The organism is Aeromonas sp. 600724 (assembly GCF_049175135.1).
Classification (GTDB): domain Bacteria; phylum Pseudomonadota; class Gammaproteobacteria; order Enterobacterales; family Aeromonadaceae; genus Aeromonas; species Aeromonas veronii_A.
The window spans coordinates 203,346-219,247 of record NZ_JAAKUM010000001.1; the positions used below are offsets into that span (position 1 = coordinate 203,346).

Genomic DNA, 15,902 nt, shown 5'->3' on the forward strand with positions numbered 1-15,902 from the left:
GGCGCGCATGTTACCTCAAGAGCGGTGATCCGGCCTAGTCCCCAAGCCACCACGAGCCGCCCTTTCGCCCCTATCTTATCCGCCAATGGTGATTAAATCGCCAAACAGGCGGCCATTTGCTGCAAATAACCCCACTTTTAGGTAGACTTCGCGGCTGTTCAAATCCAGAGGAACTGTCGATGAACCCATCCACTCGTACCCGCCATCTTAATCAATGGATCCAGAGCCACAGCGATCAGGACATGACCTACCCGGCCCTGCACGGTTTTCTCTGTGCCCGTCTGGTGGGGCCAGAGACCCCTGACTGGCAACGCCCGCTGGCTGGTCTGCTGGAACAGGATGCCGAGTTGGATGAAAAAAGCGCAGAAGCCCTCAACCACCTGATCGCCGAACTGGAATCCCAAGCCGACGACGCCCAGCTGGCCCTGCCCAGCCAGTGCCGCCTGCCCAGCGATAACCCCGAGCAGGTGTTCGAACAGAGCCACCCCCTCGGTCAATGGTGTTATGGCTTCAGCATGGGTTTTGCCACCTGGCCCAAGCCGAAGGATTTGAACGACCCGACCACCCAGTACCGCTTCAGTCTGGCCGCCGAGCTGAGCCTGTTTCGCGACAAGCAGATGGCCCAGATGCTCTATAGCGCCGCCGCCAGCGAACTCCCCTTTGTCGAGTTCTGCAAACGCCAGCGCCAGAATATGAAAACCGCCCTCAACCAGTTGCTCAACCTCGACCAGTATCAGGCCGCCCCCAGCGCTGATGTGGCCCTCAATGGCGAGCAGGCCCAACAGTGGCAGACCTGGTTCGAGCTGGCCGACAGCTGCCGCGATCATCAGGCCCGCCTCGGCTGGTTCGAGAAGATCATCGCTGATGCCACTCCGCTCTTTGATGAAGCCTTCTGGCAGCAAATCGCCGGTCACGGCTGGAGTACCCCCGAACTGCGCCCCCTGCTGGCCGCCAGAGCCGGCCGCGCCGACTGCCTGCTGCGCCTTGGCAAGCTGGGCGAGGCCAAAGCGGAGTATCTGGCGCTGCTGACAATCTGCGTGGCCGATGAGCTGGGTTGCCGCTACAACCTCTCCACCCTCTATGCACTGCAAGGGGATTGGCAGGCGCTGGCCGCCCTGCTGGTGCGCTTCGATGAAGCCTCCAGCTGGTTGCTCTATAACAAAGCGCTGATGGTCTTTGCTACCGAGGGTGCCGAGGCAGCCAAGCCCCATCTGCTGGTCGCCATCGAGGCCAACCCGCACATTCCGGCCTGCCTGCTGGGTCAGCGCAAGCTGCCCAAACAGGAGCCACAAAGCTGGCAAGCGGGCAGCCGCGACGAGGCCGCGCTCTACGCTATCCACACTCGCGAGGCCTGGCTCAAGCAGAACGCCCTCATCTGGTTGCGTAAAGGCTGAACAGCGTTGGCTTAAAATCCCGTCGGTCAGACCCGGTTTTTCCTTGAGGGCGTGCGCCACCGCACATTTCATCGCAACCGGGTCAGACAAATCAGCTTGAGTTTCGTATCATCAATGTCAAAGTATCAAAAGAAACTGCATCTGATGCAGCCGTCACAGCAGGGTGTAATATGTCAAAAATCATAGCGTTACTCGCTCACTACCCGCCCTATCAGTTGGTACATGCCGCCGAGATGCTACGGGATACCTTCGAACAGTTTTATGAACAGCGTTACCAGCTGACCGTGCCGCAATGGCGCCTGATGATGGTGCTCGGCCCCAACTACCCCATCAGCCAGAAAGAGCTGGTCGAGGCGAGCGGCATGGACAAGGTGCGCATCTCCCGCGAGATCCGCCGTCTGGTCGAAAAAGGGATCATCTTTACCGAGAGCAGCGAGCAGGACAAACGCATCAGCCTGGTCTCCCTCACCAATGCCGGGCTCGCCCTCTTCCTGCAGCTCAAGAGTGAAGCGGGCAGCTGGCAACATACCCTGACAGACTATTTGCCTAGCGAATCCCGCGAGGCGATCCGCCAGCATCTGCACAGCGTCAGCGCCGCCATCGAGCAGCTGCAATCACTGGATCGGGAGAAATAATCATGGATTTGAAAAAGTTTGCCACCATGGACATCAACATGCTGCTGAGCGTCGTCAATATGCAGCTGCGTGATCGCTATGACGATCTGGATGATCTCTGCAAAGCGCAGGAGATCGATCAGGCGGCACTGGAAGCGCGGCTCGCCAGCGGCGATTTTCACTATCAGCCAGAGCAAAAGCAGTTCAGATAAAGAGAGCTAGCGGGATCGGGATCACAGCGCCAGTGATGGCGCTGGCTCTGCGGTAAAAACCTGATATGGTCTGAAGAGCCCCAACAGGGTGATGCACGGATACATCACCCTGTCACAAGAGGGCATTAAAATCGTTTCAGGTGAGCAAACCAAGGATGACCCCATGATATTGATGACCCGCCAGAGCCTGTTGATCACGCTCTGTACCCTGTTGATGATCAGCCTCTTCACGCCCCACTTGCCGCAAAGTACCGAACAGTGGCTGACCACCCTCTTGCTTGGCCTGCTGGTCATGGTGGCATTGCTGCTGGTGCGTGGTTGTCGCCGCTTTATGATGGAGTAGTGACTCCGCCAGAGCGTCTATACCGACCGCTTGCCGCGATACTCTCTGTAGCATTACGGTCTTGTCGCAATCACACCAAGCCAAAAAAACAAACGCAGCCTGATGGCTGCGTTCTTGTATCTCGCAGGGCAACCCCTTGAAGAGATAACCCCTGACGGGATAGATAGCCCTTATAGAAGAGAGCCCTTAGATAGCCAGAGCCTCAAGCTGCGCTTTAGCCGCTTCCATCCCCTTGCTCTGGGCATCCGGGCCCATCCCCATCCCTTCGGCGTAGATGAAATCCACCTCTTTGATACCGATGAAACCTAGCACGGTACGCATGTAGGGAGTGACCAGATCGGTGGCGCTACCAACGTGCATGCCGCCGCGAGGGCTGATCACCAGCGCACGGGTATTTTCAACCAGACCGACCGGACCGGTCTCGGTATAGCGGAAGGTGACGCCGGCACGGGCAACCAGATCGATCCAGTTCTTCAGCTGGGTCGGGATGTTGAAGTTGTACATGGGGGCCGCAATCACCACCAAGTCGCTCGCTTTGAGTTCGGCGATCAGCTCGTCGGACTGGGCGATCACCGCCAGTTGACGCTCATTGAGGTTGTCACCACCGCGCAGGCCGGAGGCCAGCTCGCCATCCAGCACCGGCAGGTTGAGGGCAGCCAGATCACGTACGGTGACGACATCATCCTGATGGTCAGCCAGGAAGCCGTCGATCAGGGCGTTGGATTGGGAATATTGACCCAGGATGCTGGATTTGAGAACGAGGATATTGGCCATGGTGAAACTCCATTTGGTTGTCGGTTGAACAGCTGCGCTGTCGATGGAGGTCACTCTAAACATTGCGCTTCTTTGCTGATAGCGAAAATAGATGCTCAACTTGTTCAAAATTTTTGATGAAAGGCCACTTCCTCGCCAGCCAGCCACGCGGCCACGCCTCAACCCTTGGCAGAACAAACGATTGCCGTTATGATCCGCCGCACTTTTTTCCAGCGACCCGGATCCCATGATACCCTCGCGCAGGCACTCTCCTCTGGCCGGTGCAGTCTGGATGATGGTGGCAGGACTCTGCTTCGCCGCCGTCAACAGCCTGAGCCAGTATGTCAGCTTCAAGCTTGGCCTCCCATCGACCCAAGTCGCTTTTCATCAATACCTGATCGCCCTGATCTGCCTGCTGCCCTGGCTGGTTCGTCATGGCCTGCGCCAATCCCTGATGACCAATCAGTTCCGGTTGCACCTGTTGCGGGTATTGCTGGCAGTGATCGGCATCCAGCTCTGGCTCTGGGCACTGGCGTACCCCGTCCCCATCTGGCAGGGGATCGCCCTGCTGATGACCTCACCGCTGTTTGCCACCCTGGGCTCCGCCCTGCTGCTCAAGGAGCAGGTGAGCCGCGCCCGCATTCTGGCCACCCTGGCGGGCTTTGCCGGCGCCATGCTGATCCTCGCCCCCTGGACTGACGAATTCAACTGGGCCTCCCTGCTGCCGGTGGCGGCGGCGCTGTTCTGGGCAGGTTACTCCCTGATGGTGCGCTATCAGGCAGCCAACGAATCATCCCACACCATAGTGGTGTATCTGCTTATCTTCAGTACCCCGTTCAACGTCATGCTGGCCCTGCCGGAGTGGCAGTGGCCAAGCGAGAGCCAATGGCTGCTGGTAGCCGCCTCCGGCGTACTGACGGCACTGGCCCAGATGTCCATCGCTCGCGCCTACAGCGTGGCGGAGGCCTCCTTCGTACAACCTTTCGATTTTGCCAAGCTGCCGATGAACGTGCTGGCGGGCTGGCTGGTATTTGGCTGGGCGCCCCCAGGCCGTCTGTGGCTTGGCGCCGCCATCATCATTGGCGCCATTACCTTGCTGACCCATCTGGAGCAGCGCGCTCACAAACCCGTTTCCTGAGGTACGCCATGCGTGCCTCTTTTTTTGTCCGCTATTCGTGCGATAGCGATCATCAACAATGACCATCGACATCAGGAGAGATCGTATGTTTGGAACCGCAACCCGCCCCGGCGCCACCCGTGCCCTGCTGCTGGGCTCCGGCGAACTTGGCAAAGAGGTCGCCATCGAGTTGCAACGGTTCGGGATCGAAGTGATCGCCGCCGACCGCTATGCCAACGCCCCCGCAATGCAGGTGGCCCACGCAGCCCACGTGCTGGACATGCTCGATGGCAACGCCCTGCGTGCCCTGGTTGCCGAGGTTAAACCCGACCTCATCATCCCCGAGATTGAAGCGATTGCCACCGATACCCTTGCTGCCCTTGAGCAAGAAGGGGTCAAGGTAGTGCCCAACGCCCGCGCTACCCAGCTCACCATGAACCGGGAAGGGATCCGCCGCCTCGCCGCCGAGACCCTGGGTCTGCCCACCTCCCCCTACCGCTTTGCCCAGAGCAAGGAGGAGTTTGTCGCCGCAGTCGAGGCTATCGGCCTGCCCTGCGTGGTGAAACCTGTGATGAGTTCGTCCGGCAAGGGGCAGAGTGTACTGCGCGATCTCGCCAAGCTGGATGAGAGCTGGACATACGCCCAGGAGGGTGGCCGCGCCGGTCGTGGCAAGGTGATCGTCGAGGGCTTCGTTCCCTTCGAGTACGAGATCACCCTGCTCACGGTACGCGCCGTCGATGGCATTCACTTCTGCGACCCTATCGGCCACCGGCAGGAAGATGGCGACTACCGCGAATCCTGGCAGCCACAGGTGATGAGCGAGCTGGCGCTGGCCCGCTCCAAAGAGGTGGCCGCCAAGGTGGTCGAGGCCCTCGGTGGTTACGGCCTGTTCGGAGTCGAGCTCTTTATAAAAGGCGATGAAGTGTGGTTCAGCGAGGTATCGCCGCGTCCCCACGATACCGGCATGGTGACCCTGATCTCCCAGGATCTCTCCGAGTTCGCCCTGCACGTGCGCGCCATTCTGGGGCTGCCGGTCGGCACCATCACCCAGTACGGGCCGAGCGCCTCTGCCGTGGTGCTGCGCGAAGGGCACAGCCAGAATATCCGCTATCAGGGGATTGGTGAGGCATTGGCGCTGGTGCCGGGTGCCCAGCTGCGGCTGTTTGGCAAGCCGGAGATCGCCGGTCGCCGCCGTCTTGGCGTGGCGCTGGCCCGCGCAGAGGATTGCCAGGATGCGGTAGAGAAAGCCAAAGCCGTGGCCGCCAAGGTCGAAGTACTGTTCTAAGTGCTTTTTTGCCACAGCAAAACAAACGTTTGCCGATGTGATCGGGCGCAAGGGGCATGGCAATGCCCCTTTTGCATTTCCCCGTCAGGCTTATAATCCCCTCTTCAAATTTGTCAGGAGTACAAGATGTTAGCTGCCGTGATCTTCGATATGGATGGTGTTCTGATCGACTCGGAACCCTTTTGGCAACGGGCCCAAATCGCCGTTTTCTCCGAACTGGGTCACCCCCACACCGTTGAGGATTGTGAATCGACCATAGGCGTGCGCATCGATCAGCTGGTTGCCCACTGGTATCGCCTGCGCCCGTGGAGCGGCCCAACTCAGGAAGAGGTAGTACAGCGCATTCTGGATCGGGTCAACGCCCTGATCCTCTCCGAAGGTCAGGCCAAAGCAGGTGTGCTGGAAGCGCTCGACCTTATCGAGGCCCGCGGGCTGAAAGTGGGTCTGGCTACCTCATCACCCTTTGCGATGGTAGAAGCGGTGCTCGGCAAACTTGGCATTCGCGATCGCTTTATGGCGGTTCACTCCGCTGAAGTAGAGCGTTTCGGCAAACCGCACCCGGATGTCTACATCCACGCCGCCGAAAAGCTGGGAGTGGAACCGGTACACTGTCTGGCCATCGAAGATAGCTTTACCGGTCTGCTGGCGGCCAAGGCGGCCTCCATGACCGCGTTGATCGTGCCGGATCCCGCTTTAGTGGGTGACCCACGCTTGGCCATCGCCAACTACCAGCTCGGCTCGCTGGCCGAGCTCAATGCCGACATGTTGGCCAGCTGGGTCAAGTAGCGCCTATCGACGCCTTGTTGCGCTCGCGTTCTCATACCCGCAGGGGGCTCCTGCCCCCTGTGATTGCCAAACAACCGTTGGCAATTTCCCTCTTTTCACCTGTCATTCTCAACCAGATTGTTCCTCTCGCACACGACCAGTCCAACCGGTTGCACCTTGCCATCCCTCAGCCTTGATCTCTGTCATAAACGTGCGTTTGCTCGCGGTTAACCCCCTGCAGCCCGACTAGAATCAGGGTAGATAGGCGGCCTGAGGGCCCGAGGAGGTTATCATGATCGAGTACACCAGCAAGCGCATCGTCTGCCCCCACTGCGGTCACCATACCCGGGTCGAGCTGGATGCCAGCCAGGGTGATCAGGAGTTTTACGAAGATTGCATGGCCTGTTGCAATCCAATCCACCTGCGGCTGCATCGGGATGAGGAACGCGACCGTCTGCAGCTCTTTGTGGATGCCGACGACGAGCAACTGTTTTGATTGCGAGTCACAAAATGTCGAGCAGGGCATTGTTGCCTAACTCAGCCAGCAAGTCATGACTTCCGAAGCCCCATGTGCTGCTACAACACTTGGGGCTTCTTTACAGGCAGAGCAAGGAGTTCCGTTTGTTTATCGCACTCATATGCGCCACCACTTCTCCTACCTGACCGTTGCATTTCCTGAGAATGCTATTTCCTGCCAGCAACTGCTTGAACCGGTAAATTACCGTCACTGCCAACGGGCGATGGTGCTTCCCCTCCCTAATATCTTCTTTCGGTGCACCACTCTCTCCGTTTGCACCGCCTCATTCCTCGTATGCTCCTTTACCTATACCCCCGTATTTTAACGAGGAGGAATAGAGACTGATGCCCATGATGGTCGTGGTAAAACCAGTTGTTCATGACCTCGTTATCAACCCAGCAGGTGAGCCAGCTCTCGCTTGGTCGGCACGCGAGGCTCTCTCTCGGGTTGAAAGCCAACATGTTCGATACGTAATTTCGACTTCGGAGAGCCACCCATGAGATTACGTCGCATACAAAAACTCAGAATGGACTTTAACCTGCGCAATAAATGCCCTGCGTTTTTCGGCTTTTTCTTGCCAATCTTATCAAACCACTCCAGCCAGCTCGAAAACGGGATCTGTTCCACCGGAATACCAATAAACAGAGGTTCGAAATAGCGCTGCATGGTATGCTCATAGAGCATGACCGTACGAGGCCGCAGCTTGGGCAAATGGTGCTCACGAAAATGCTCGCAGCACTGTTTCAGGGTGACATCATGCTTCTGGTGGAGTTTATCCCAAAAAACTCTGGGATGTTCATTACGTTCAAGAGCGCCACGGATAGCAGGGATCAACGCCCTGGCATCAGCGAGTTTAAGGTCGGGATAGCGTCCAATTTTGAGTCTCGCCGCTTTTCCTTGCCAGCGATAGCGATATTGCCACGAGATGGTGCCTCGCTCGGTGATCCGAGCTGACAATCCATCACGGTCTGACAATTCCGTCTTGCCAAAGTAGGGCTTACCATAGAGGGCCCGTAGCTTCGTATCAGTAAGTGGCATATGACTCTCATGTGACTGGTTATCTGATTTTTCACTGACACATTAACGCGTCCTAACGTGTACACAGATATGTACCAAACTGGTCTGGAACGGACTGAATCAAGATCGGACAAAGTGAGACAATCTGAGATAACACCTCGTATAACGGCTTGTTTTTCAAACATATAGACACAATTCAGAACCACGTAATGAACCAGCAGACAAATCCTACCTTCTATTTTCACGACTACGAGACCTTCGGCATCAGCCCCGCCAAGGACAGGCCGTCGCAGTTTGCCGGTATTCGCACCGATGCGGATTTCAACATCATTGGCGAGCCGCTGGTGATTTATTGCAAACCGCCAGCGGACTACCTGCCGGATCCGGAGGCGTGCCTCATTACCGGTATCACGCCGCAAAAGGCGATGAAGGATGGGCTGTGCGAGGCGGATTTCATTCGCCAGATCCACGAGCAGTTCGCCACTCCGAATACCTGCGTGCTTGGCTACAACAGCATCCGCTTCGATGATGAGGTGACCCGCTACACCCTCTATCGCAACTTCTATGACCCCTATGCCTACAGCTGGCAAAACGGCAACTCCCGCTGGGACATCCTCGACATGCTGCGGGCCTGCTATGCCCTTCGGCCGGAGGGGATCGAGTGGGCCTTTGACGAGGAGGGTAAGCCGAGTTTCCGGCTGGAGAAGCTGACAGTCGCCAACGGCGTGGCCCATGCCAATGCCCACGATGCGCTCTCGGACGTGCTGGCCACTATCGAGATGGCCAAGCTGGTGAAAAAAGCCCAACCCAAGTTGTTTGGTTATCTCTTTGATCTGCGCAACAAAAACAAGGTGAAGGCGCTGATTGACGTGGTGACCATGAAGCCGCTGGCGCACGTCTCCGGCATGTTCTCCCCCTGGCAAGGGTGTGTGAGCTGGGTTTCGCCGCTCGCCTGGCATCCTACCAACCAGAACGCGGTGATCATGGTGGATCTGACCCGCGATCCGACCCCGCTTATCGAGCTCACCAGCGAGGAGATCCGCGAGCGCCTCTATACCAAGAAAGAGGAGCTGGGGGATCTGGCCAGCATCCCAGTGAAGCTGGTGCATATCAACAAGTGCCCGGTGCTGGCGCCGGCCGCTACCCTGACGGCGGAGCGCGCCGACCAGCTTGGCATCGACCGGGAGCAGTGCCGCAAGAGCCTAGATCTGCTGCGCGCCCACCCGGAGGTGCGGGAAAAACTGGTGGACGTGTTTAATCAGGAGTTCGCCGGCAGCAATGAGAGCGACCCCGATACCCAGCTCTACGCCGGCTTCTTTGGCCACGGCGACAAGTCCACCATGGATCTGGTGCGCGCCACCCCCGCAGATCTGCTGGGTGAGCGGGAGTTTGCCTTTACCGACGCGCGGCTGCCGGAGATGCTGTTCCGCTATCGCGCCCGCAACTGGCCACACACTCTGAGCGAAACCGAGCAGAAGCGCTGGCGCCTGCACTGCAGCGACTACTTCAGCCGCCGTCTGCCGGACTATGTGCCCCGTCTCGAGGAGCTGGCAGAGCAGAACCAGAGTAACGAACGGAACTTTGCGATTCTCAAGAGTCTCTATCGTTATCTGGAAGATTTATGAGTTGTGAGTAGTTTCACAATAAATCCTTCCCTCTCATCCCCTTCTTCAGGTCATAATGACGAAGGGGATTTCCCCAAAAACCAATATCTTGCAACATCCTGAGCGGATGTCTCCCAAGCAAGAGATCTTTTTGGCCGAACGGAAGCCATTTGCTGATGCCTCGTCACCACGCACTGCTCGGATTACTGGCCCTGCTGCCGCTGGCAGCCAACGCCGCATACCGGTTCGATGTGCCGGATTATCTTGCTCGCCTGCCCGAGCAGACCTATCGCATCGTAGAACAGAACTTCAACACCCTTTATCAGCAGACTGATTTCACTCCCCTGATCACCAACAGCTACTTCAACGGTTCCCATCTCTACAAGTTTGTCGGGGTACCGCTGGCCATCAGCGCACAGTCAGGTTTCCAGCTGGAGGTGTTTGGTCAGGTCTATAACCGCGCTTCGCAAGCCTATATGCACCTGAGCGAGGATATGTCCCTCTATCGGGTGATGCGGGTCGATCTGATGGGGAACCCCAATGATCAGCTGGCCATCGGTTTTGGTCTGGGGGTACCCATCACCCCGTTGCTGACCCTCAAGGCGATCGCCTCCGGCAGCGATATCCCGGGCTATGGCTCAGCCAAATACGCCGTCGGCTTTGAGTGGCGTTACTGAAAAACGTGGCTGATAACCGCTGATTGAAACAATTCAGGCTCCGTGATGGAGCCTGAATTGTTTATGGTGACGCTGTGATCAGGCGTAGTGGATCACCCGCCCCTCGCCCCCTTGCAGGGTCACGGTTGTGCCGACTGCCTGCCCATGCCAAAAATCGGTTCCCCCTTCCGGCAGCAGAAACTCCTGTGGTTGCCCCTCCCAGTTGAACAGGCAGAGCAGAGTGCCGCCCTCGGGCAGGCTTACTTCGCCACAGGCAAAGTCCATCGACTCGAAACGGGCAGAGGGTGCCCGGGCGGCGCAGAGCGCAAGCAGCTTATGCAGTTGCGCCGCCTGCTCCTCATCGAGATCTTGCAGTCGATCACCAGCCAGCATCATGCCGCCGCTCGCCACCAGCGCTGCCAGATGGAAGCTGTAATCCGCCTTGCTTGCCTGCTGGCTCGGTAGATCCCGCAGGCAGATGCAGTCGGGGTCGAGGGCCCAGAGCTTGTCGTTCTGCCAGGCGCGGCAGAAGGCTTCGCGAGCGATCTGGCGATAGCGGTGGCCGTTGCGTTCCACGTCATCGCTCACCCGCATGCCGTGCACCAACCCAAGGCTTGGCCAAATGGGGGCATTGCAACCGAGCAGGAAAGCGCCTTCACCTGCACCACGCAGGATGGCGGCCATACCGCGCCGATAGGCTTCAACCCGGGTGGCAGCCAGATCGTGGAAACGGCCACCGTGGATGGCGCCCCAGAAGTTGGCATCGAGTTTGAAGTAGTGGATACCCCACTGTTCGCGCAGGGTGCGGAACACCTGCTCAAGGTGCGCCTGCACCTCGGGGTGGGTACCATCCAGCACATACCAGGGGGTACAGCGCCAACCACCATAGGTAACCTGCTCTGAGGGCAGCGGCAAGCCGTCATCCCCCTTCACAAACCAGTCGGGGTGATCCTGAAACACCTGCGAACCGGGCTCTGCAATAAAAGGAGCGACCCAGAGGGCAGGCTCGCAGCCAGCCTGTTTGATCTCCTCAGCCAGTGATGCCACCCCCTGCTCGAACTTGGCCGACGGGGTGAGCCAGTCGCCCATCTTGGCCTGATAGCCGTCATCGATCTGCACGTAACGCAGGGCTGGGAAACGCTCGGCACGCACCTGCAGATTTTCGCGAATATCGGCAGCACTCACCTCGGCGTAGTAGTGATACCAAGAGCACCAACCGCTCGGGCGATCACTCACCTTGCCGATCAGCGAGCCATGCTCGGCCTCGATCAGCCATGCCAACTCAGCCAGCAGATCTTCGCGCTCCGGCCCTTCGAGGCAGATCAGCTCCTCACTCTGCCAATGCTCACCGGCCGCAAGTTTTCGCCCTTCGCAGTTCATCAGGATCTGCAAGCGACCATCGGGGTAGAGGCGAAACTCCCCGCCAAAACGGTGGCAGCTGGCAAAGGCGAGCAGCAGCCACCCCTTGCCATGCTCCACCAGCAACAGGTTGTGAATGGTGTGATAGTCATTGTCATCAGTGATGCGATAAACGCTGGCATCGGGACAACGGCCGACATGTTGCGGTGATTGCCAGCTACCCATGGTCTGGGCCAGCATCTGGAATCCTTCGCCATAAATGGCGCTCTCCACCGGCAGGCCAAGCTTGCCGTCAAACAGCACCCAGCGCTCGACCGGGGTGGCATCAGAACCGGTGTTGTCGAGTCGCACCCGACACAGAGGCCCTTCCCACTGACGGGTTTGCAGCAGATGGGGTGGCAACGCATTATCGTTCGCCAGCTGGCGAACTCGGGACAAGAGGGATGTCATCACTACTCCTTGTAGTTCGAAAAGGGTTCTATCAGACGATGTTCAACAGATAATCTGCATACAAATCAGCTTCAAATGAACTGATTTCAGTTGTTATTGTTTTAATGCCGCGACCCGGCCTCTCTGGTAAACTGCGATTTTTCATCACAGTCGATGAGGTTCACGTGATCGCGCAACGCGCCTTGCTGTACTTTCGTGACTTTATGGTCATCGTCGCCTGCCTGCTGGCAGGCAAATCCGTGGCAGCCATCCTGCCTTTCGCCTTTCCCGGCAGCATCATCGGCATGCTGCTGCTGTTTGTGCTGCTCTCCCTGCAACTGATCAAGCTGCACTGGGTCGAGCTGGGCGCTGGCTTGCTGCTGCGCCACATGGGCGTTTTGTTCGTGCCGGTCGCGGTCGGACTGGTGGCCTGGCTAGAGCCCCTGCGCCAATCCTTCGGCGTCATCATGCTCTGCATCGTGCTCGGGATTGTGCTGATCCTCGCCACCGTCGGTCGGCTCTACCAGAGGATGAACAAATGATCTTCTGGCTAGCCATTCCCCTGACCCTGGCGCTCTATTTCGCCACCCGCGCCCTCTATCGCCGCCTGCCCTGGCCCATCATCAACCCTGTGCTGGTGCCGACCGCGGTGATCATCGGCCTGCTGCTCTGGTTTGATCTGCCCCTTGAGCAGTACGAGCGCGGCAGCAGCCCCATTACCATGCTGCTGGAGCCCGCCGTGGTGGCGCTGGCGCTGCCGCTCTATCAGCAGGCGCGCCAGATCCAGGCCAAGCTCAAGCCCATCCTAATCTGTACCCTCGCCTCCGTCTTGATCTCGGTGTGCACAACCCTGCTGATCGGTCATTTTATGGGCACAGATCCGGCGCTACTCGCCTCATTGGCGACCAAATCCATCACCACCCCGCTCGCCATGAGCGTCAGCCAGTCCATCGGCGGCATTCCCGCCATCGCGGCGGCCGTTGTTGTGGTGGTGGGAATTGTCGGCGCCCTGATCGGCTACCCGCTGCTCAAACTGCTGAAAGTGACCGACCCGGAAGCGCAAGGGCTCGCCATGGGGGCCTGTGCCCACGCCATCGGCACCGCCACCTCCGCCGAGAAGGGGATCACCCAAGGGGCCTTTGCATCGCTCGCCATGGTGGTATGCGGGATCCTCACCGCGGCCGTTGCGCCCCTCCTTTTTGCCATCTATCACTGGCTCACCTGACCGATGATTAACCACCCCGACGGCTCTGCAGCGCTGTCGGGGTGCGACCTGCCGCACAATTTGCACAAGACAAACGTTTCCATTACCATCCCCCTCCGTTTGCCCGTCAGGGCGTGAGCCTGCTCACACATTTACCCGAGCTTGCTCCCTACAATGGCCGCCCAATTGGCCTTTGAGGACACACTATGCATCCCCGTTTTGCCAAGCCATTCGATACCCTCTCTGCCCCGCTCAAAGCAGCCGTGCAGCCCATACTGGATAGTGCCGACTTCAACGCCCGCTTCACGCCGGAGCAAGTCGCCACCCTGAAAGCCGCCACAGGTCTCGATGATCGCGCCCTGCGCCTCGCCCTGTTGCCGCTGGCCGCCGCCTGCTCGGTCGCGCCCATCTCCAAATTTTACGTCGGTGCCATCGCCTGCGGCCTGAGTGGCACCTGGTACTTCGGTGCCAACATGGAGTTTGCGGGGCAAGGTCTGTTCCACTCGGTGCACGCCGAGCAGTCCGCCATCTCCAACGCCTGGCTGGGTGGCGAGACCGGGATCTCTGAAATCACCGTCAACTACACCCCCTGTGGCCACTGCCGTCAGTTCATGAACGAGCTGAGCACCGCCAAGATCCTGAAAGTTTCTCTGCCGGATGACCTGAGCGCCCTGCAATCCTTCCTGCCCCACTCGTTTGGCCCGGCGGATCTCGACATCACGGATGCGCTGATGAGCCCGCAGGATCACGCCGAGCTTGAGCTTCAAAGCGAAGACCCGCTGTGGCAAGCCGCGCTGGCCGCCGCCCGTCAAAGCTACGCCCCCTACAGTCAGGGCTATGCCGCGGTGGCGCTGCTGTTTGCCGATGGCCGCATCTTCTCTGGCCGCTACGCCGAGAACGCCGCCTTCAACCCCAGCCTGCCGCCGATGCAGATGGCCTGCGCCCATGCGGTGCTTAATGGCGAAGATCTCGCAACCATCCGCCGCGCCGTGCTGCTGGAGAACAAAAACGGCCAGATCAGCCAGCGTGACTCCGCCCAGTCCACCCTCAAGGCGCTGGGCTCGGTCGAGCTGGAGTATCAGGCGGTCTGACCCCCGACTTTGCTTAGATAAACAAAAGCCCCCGCACCTTGGTGCGGGGGCTTTTTTACTGGGCTGTTTAACCGGGAACGGCCCTTGGTCTTCACAGCTTGGCGCGGTTGATCACCACGTCTAACCGATTGCTGATCAGACCGGTTTCAGCCGCGCAGTGAAGTGGCGCAGCAGCGGCGGCTCGTAGTCAAAGGTGAGCCCGCGAATGTCGCTGGCCCGCGCTTTCACCGCGATCAGGCAGTCGGCCACATAGTCCATATGATCCCGGGTGTAGACCCGCCGCGGAATGGTGAGGCGCAGCAGCTCAAAATCCGCCGCCTCCTGCTTGCCGGTTGCGGGATCGCGCCCGAGCAGCAGGGAGCCGATCTCCACACCGCGCACGCCCCCTTCCAGATAGAGCTCGCAGGCGAGTGCATGGGCGGGGAACTGCTCGGCTGGAATATGGGGCAGCAGCTTTTTGGCATCGACAAACACCGCATGGCCGCCGGTGGGGGTCTGGATGGGGATACCCGCCTCGGCCAGCCGCTCACCGAGATAAGCCACCTGACTGATGCGATAGGTGAGATACTCCTCATCCATCCCCTCCCGCAGGCCGATGGCCAGCGCTGCCATATCCCGCCCGGCAAGCCCGCCGTAGGTGACAAACCCCTCCATCGCCACACAGCGCACCTGCACCGCACGAAACAGGTCGAGATCTTCCTTGAAGCAACAGAGCCCGCCGATATTGACCAGCCCGTCCTTCTTGGCCGACATGGTGAAGATGTCCCCCAGCGCAAACATCTGGCGCACTATCTCCTTGATGCTGCTTTTGGCATAAGCCGGATCCCGCTCCTTGATAAACCAGGCGTTCTCGGCAAAACGGGCGGCGTCGATCACCACCGGAATCTCGTGGCGACGGGCCAGTTCGGAGACCGCCTCCATATTGGCCATGGAGACCGGCTGACCGCCGGCGCTGTTGCAGGTGACCGTGATGATGATGCCGGCCACGTTGTCGGCCCCCAGGGTCTCGATGGTGTCGCTCAGGCGAGGGAGATCAAAATCCCCCTTCCAGGCATAAGGAGCCGTGGTATCGAGGGCTTTCGGGGTGAGCAGATTGATAGCACGCGCGCCAGCCAACTCCACATGGGCCTTGGTGGTGTCGAAGTGGTAGTTGGAGATAAAGACCGGCGCCTTGCCCTTGCAGCGCTTGACCAGCTCGGGGAAGAGGATCTGCTCGGCCCCGCGCCCCTGGTGGGTGGGCATCACATGCTGATAGCCAAAGATCTCGCGCACCGTGCGCTCCAGCTCGACGAAGTTGCGGCTGCCCGCATAGGCCTCATCCCCCATCATGATGCCAGCCCACTGGCGATCGGACATGGCACCTGTGCCGCTGTCGGTCAGCAGATCGATATAGACATCCTCGGCCAACAGCAGGAAGGGATTCCAGCCAGCGGCCTCGAGGGCAGCACGGCGCTCGGCGCCAGTGGTCTGTTTGATGGGCTCGACCATCTTGATACGAAACGGCTCGGGTATACGACGCATATAAGACTCCTCACCGGCGCT

Annotated in this window: 17 protein-coding genes and 1 pseudogene; 13 read left to right on the forward strand and 5 right to left on the reverse strand. The window is 59.1% G+C overall.

The features are described 5' to 3' along the window. Nucleotides 1-179 precede the first annotated feature (179 nt). The 4 genes from G5168_RS00890 to G5168_RS00905 all read left to right on the forward strand — a co-directional run bounded on the left by G5168_RS00890 (nucleotide 180) and on the right by G5168_RS00905 (nucleotide 2,563). Nucleotides 180-1,394, forward strand: coding sequence for a UPF0149 family protein (locus G5168_RS00890; RefSeq protein ID WP_421251707.1), 1,215 nt, complete (start codon nucleotides 180-182; stop codon nucleotides 1,392-1,394). Between the two features lie 170 nt (nucleotides 1,395-1,564). After that, nucleotides 1,565-2,029 carry a MarR family winged helix-turn-helix transcriptional regulator gene (locus G5168_RS00895; RefSeq protein ID WP_005336856.1) on the forward strand — a complete coding sequence of 155 codons (465 nt, stop codon included), beginning with the start codon at nucleotides 1,565-1,567 and terminating at the stop codon, nucleotides 2,027-2,029. A 2-nt stretch (nucleotides 2,030-2,031) separates the two neighbouring features. Next, complete coding sequence (locus G5168_RS00900; protein ID WP_227340630.1) at nucleotides 2,032-2,220, forward strand: DUF4250 domain-containing protein; 189 nt, start codon at nucleotides 2,032-2,034, stop codon at nucleotides 2,218-2,220. A gap of 163 nt (nucleotides 2,221-2,383) precedes the next feature. After that, a complete protein-coding gene (locus G5168_RS00905; protein WP_139741912.1) occupies nucleotides 2,384-2,563 on the forward strand; it encodes a hypothetical protein in 180 nt (59 codons plus the stop codon). Nucleotides 2,564-2,749: 186 nt separating this feature from the next. Here the strand turns inward: G5168_RS00905 and G5168_RS00910 are convergent, their stop codons facing one another. After that, a complete protein-coding gene (locus tag G5168_RS00910) occupies nucleotides 2,750-3,337 on the reverse strand; it encodes an FMN-dependent NADH-azoreductase (RefSeq protein WP_162506373.1) in 588 nt (195 codons plus the stop codon). A 226-nt stretch (nucleotides 3,338-3,563) separates the two neighbouring features. Here G5168_RS00910 and G5168_RS00915 point away from each other — a divergent pair, with 226 nt between their 5' ends. The 4 genes from G5168_RS00915 (at nucleotide 3,564) to G5168_RS00930 (ending at nucleotide 6,979) form a co-directional block, all read left to right on the forward strand. After that, on the forward strand, nucleotides 3,564-4,454 hold the full coding sequence (locus G5168_RS00915) for a DMT family transporter (protein ID WP_100653666.1): 891 nt from the start codon (nucleotides 3,564-3,566) through the stop codon (nucleotides 4,452-4,454). 85 nt (nucleotides 4,455-4,539) lie between these two features. After that, nucleotides 4,540-5,718: a formate-dependent phosphoribosylglycinamide formyltransferase gene (gene purT / locus G5168_RS00920; RefSeq protein WP_227340632.1), complete on the forward strand. Its 1,179-nt coding sequence runs from the start codon at nucleotides 4,540-4,542 to the stop codon at nucleotides 5,716-5,718. Between the two features lie 126 nt (nucleotides 5,719-5,844). Beyond that, nucleotides 5,845-6,504 (forward strand): hexitol phosphatase HxpB, encoded by a 660-nt coding sequence (gene hxpB / locus G5168_RS00925; RefSeq protein WP_005360961.1) that lies wholly within the window; start codon nucleotides 5,845-5,847, stop codon nucleotides 6,502-6,504. A gap of 271 nt (nucleotides 6,505-6,775) precedes the next feature. Further along, entirely contained in the window at nucleotides 6,776-6,979 is a 204-nt protein-coding gene (locus tag G5168_RS00930; RefSeq protein ID WP_042012540.1) for a CPXCG motif-containing cysteine-rich protein, read from the forward strand. Between the two features lie 80 nt (nucleotides 6,980-7,059). Here the strand turns inward: G5168_RS00930 and G5168_RS00935 are convergent. Then, nucleotides 7,060-7,303, reverse strand: a pseudogene (locus tag G5168_RS00935) (IS5/IS1182 family transposase); the annotation flags it as partial. An 87-nt stretch (nucleotides 7,304-7,390) separates the two neighbouring features. Then, nucleotides 7,391-8,038, reverse strand: a complete 648-nt coding sequence (locus G5168_RS00940) for an Arm DNA-binding domain-containing protein (RefSeq protein ID WP_227340633.1) — start codon at nucleotides 8,036-8,038, stop codon at nucleotides 7,391-7,393. Nucleotides 8,039-8,226: 188 nt separating this feature from the next. Between G5168_RS00940 and sbcB the strand changes: the two genes are divergently transcribed. Then, nucleotides 8,227-9,642, forward strand: coding sequence for an exodeoxyribonuclease I (gene sbcB / locus G5168_RS00945; protein ID WP_421251708.1), 1,416 nt, complete (start codon nucleotides 8,227-8,229; stop codon nucleotides 9,640-9,642). A 155-nt stretch (nucleotides 9,643-9,797) separates the two neighbouring features. Then, a complete protein-coding gene (locus G5168_RS00950; RefSeq protein ID WP_005360277.1) occupies nucleotides 9,798-10,298 on the forward strand; it encodes a hypothetical protein in 501 nt (166 codons plus the stop codon). Between the two features lie 78 nt (nucleotides 10,299-10,376). Here G5168_RS00950 and G5168_RS00955 read toward each other — a convergent pair whose 3' ends face one another. Next, complete coding sequence (locus tag G5168_RS00955) at nucleotides 10,377-12,086, reverse strand: glycoside hydrolase family 36 protein (protein ID WP_421251709.1); 1,710 nt, start codon at nucleotides 12,084-12,086, stop codon at nucleotides 10,377-10,379. 164 nt (nucleotides 12,087-12,250) lie between these two features. Here G5168_RS00955 and G5168_RS00960 point away from each other — a divergent pair, with 164 nt between their 5' ends. The 3 genes from G5168_RS00960 to cdd all read left to right on the forward strand — a co-directional run bounded on the left by G5168_RS00960 (nucleotide 12,251) and on the right by cdd (nucleotide 14,360). Continuing rightward, nucleotides 12,251-12,607, forward strand: a complete 357-nt coding sequence (locus tag G5168_RS00960; RefSeq protein ID WP_005333279.1) for a CidA/LrgA family protein — start codon at nucleotides 12,251-12,253, stop codon at nucleotides 12,605-12,607. Continuing rightward, nucleotides 12,604-13,290 (forward strand): LrgB family protein, encoded by a 687-nt coding sequence (locus G5168_RS00965; protein ID WP_108572843.1) that lies wholly within the window; start codon nucleotides 12,604-12,606, stop codon nucleotides 13,288-13,290. The genes G5168_RS00960 and G5168_RS00965 overlap by 4 nt, the downstream gene beginning before the upstream one ends. Before the next feature lie 185 nt (nucleotides 13,291-13,475). Next, on the forward strand, nucleotides 13,476-14,360 hold the full coding sequence (gene cdd / locus G5168_RS00970) for a cytidine deaminase (RefSeq protein WP_421251710.1): 885 nt from the start codon (nucleotides 13,476-13,478) through the stop codon (nucleotides 14,358-14,360). Between the two features lie 135 nt (nucleotides 14,361-14,495). On the opposite strand, the gene G5168_RS00975 is transcribed toward cdd, so the two are convergent. Further along, nucleotides 14,496-15,881, reverse strand: coding sequence for a tryptophanase (locus tag G5168_RS00975; RefSeq protein ID WP_421251711.1), 1,386 nt, complete (start codon nucleotides 15,879-15,881; stop codon nucleotides 14,496-14,498). Nucleotides 15,882-15,902: the final 21 nt, after the last annotated feature.

What these genes read in the sequence shown, in the direction of transcription:
- sbcB (WP_421251708.1), top strand. Translation starts at nt 8,227, where the DNA reads ATGAACCAGCAGACAAATCCTACCTTCTATTTTCACGACTACGAGACC.
- G5168_RS00905 (WP_139741912.1), top strand. Translation starts at nt 2,384, where the DNA reads ATGATATTGATGACCCGCCAGAGCCTGTTGATCACGCTCTGTACCCTG.
- purT (WP_227340632.1), top strand. Translation starts at nt 4,540, where the DNA reads ATGTTTGGAACCGCAACCCGCCCCGGCGCCACCCGTGCCCTGCTGCTG.
- G5168_RS00975 (WP_421251711.1), bottom strand. Translation starts at nt 15,881, where the DNA reads ATGCGTCGTATACCCGAGCCGTTTCGTATCAAGATGGTCGAGCCCATC.
- cdd (WP_421251710.1), top strand. Translation starts at nt 13,476, where the DNA reads ATGCATCCCCGTTTTGCCAAGCCATTCGATACCCTCTCTGCCCCGCTC.
- G5168_RS00965 (WP_108572843.1), top strand. Translation starts at nt 12,604, where the DNA reads ATGATCTTCTGGCTAGCCATTCCCCTGACCCTGGCGCTCTATTTCGCC.
- G5168_RS00940 (WP_227340633.1), bottom strand. Translation starts at nt 8,038, where the DNA reads ATGCCACTTACTGATACGAAGCTACGGGCCCTCTATGGTAAGCCCTAC.
- hxpB (WP_005360961.1), top strand. Translation starts at nt 5,845, where the DNA reads ATGTTAGCTGCCGTGATCTTCGATATGGATGGTGTTCTGATCGACTCG.
- G5168_RS00890 (WP_421251707.1), top strand. Translation starts at nt 180, where the DNA reads ATGAACCCATCCACTCGTACCCGCCATCTTAATCAATGGATCCAGAGC.
- G5168_RS00910 (WP_162506373.1), bottom strand. Translation starts at nt 3,337, where the DNA reads ATGGCCAATATCCTCGTTCTCAAATCCAGCATCCTGGGTCAATATTCC.
- G5168_RS00915 (WP_100653666.1), top strand. Translation starts at nt 3,564, where the DNA reads ATGATACCCTCGCGCAGGCACTCTCCTCTGGCCGGTGCAGTCTGGATG.
- G5168_RS00900 (WP_227340630.1), top strand. Translation starts at nt 2,032, where the DNA reads ATGGATTTGAAAAAGTTTGCCACCATGGACATCAACATGCTGCTGAGC.
- G5168_RS00950 (WP_005360277.1), top strand. Translation starts at nt 9,798, where the DNA reads ATGCCTCGTCACCACGCACTGCTCGGATTACTGGCCCTGCTGCCGCTG.
- G5168_RS00895 (WP_005336856.1), top strand. Translation starts at nt 1,565, where the DNA reads ATGTCAAAAATCATAGCGTTACTCGCTCACTACCCGCCCTATCAGTTG.
- G5168_RS00955 (WP_421251709.1), bottom strand. Translation starts at nt 12,086, where the DNA reads ATGACATCCCTCTTGTCCCGAGTTCGCCAGCTGGCGAACGATAATGCG.
- G5168_RS00930 (WP_042012540.1), top strand. Translation starts at nt 6,776, where the DNA reads ATGATCGAGTACACCAGCAAGCGCATCGTCTGCCCCCACTGCGGTCAC.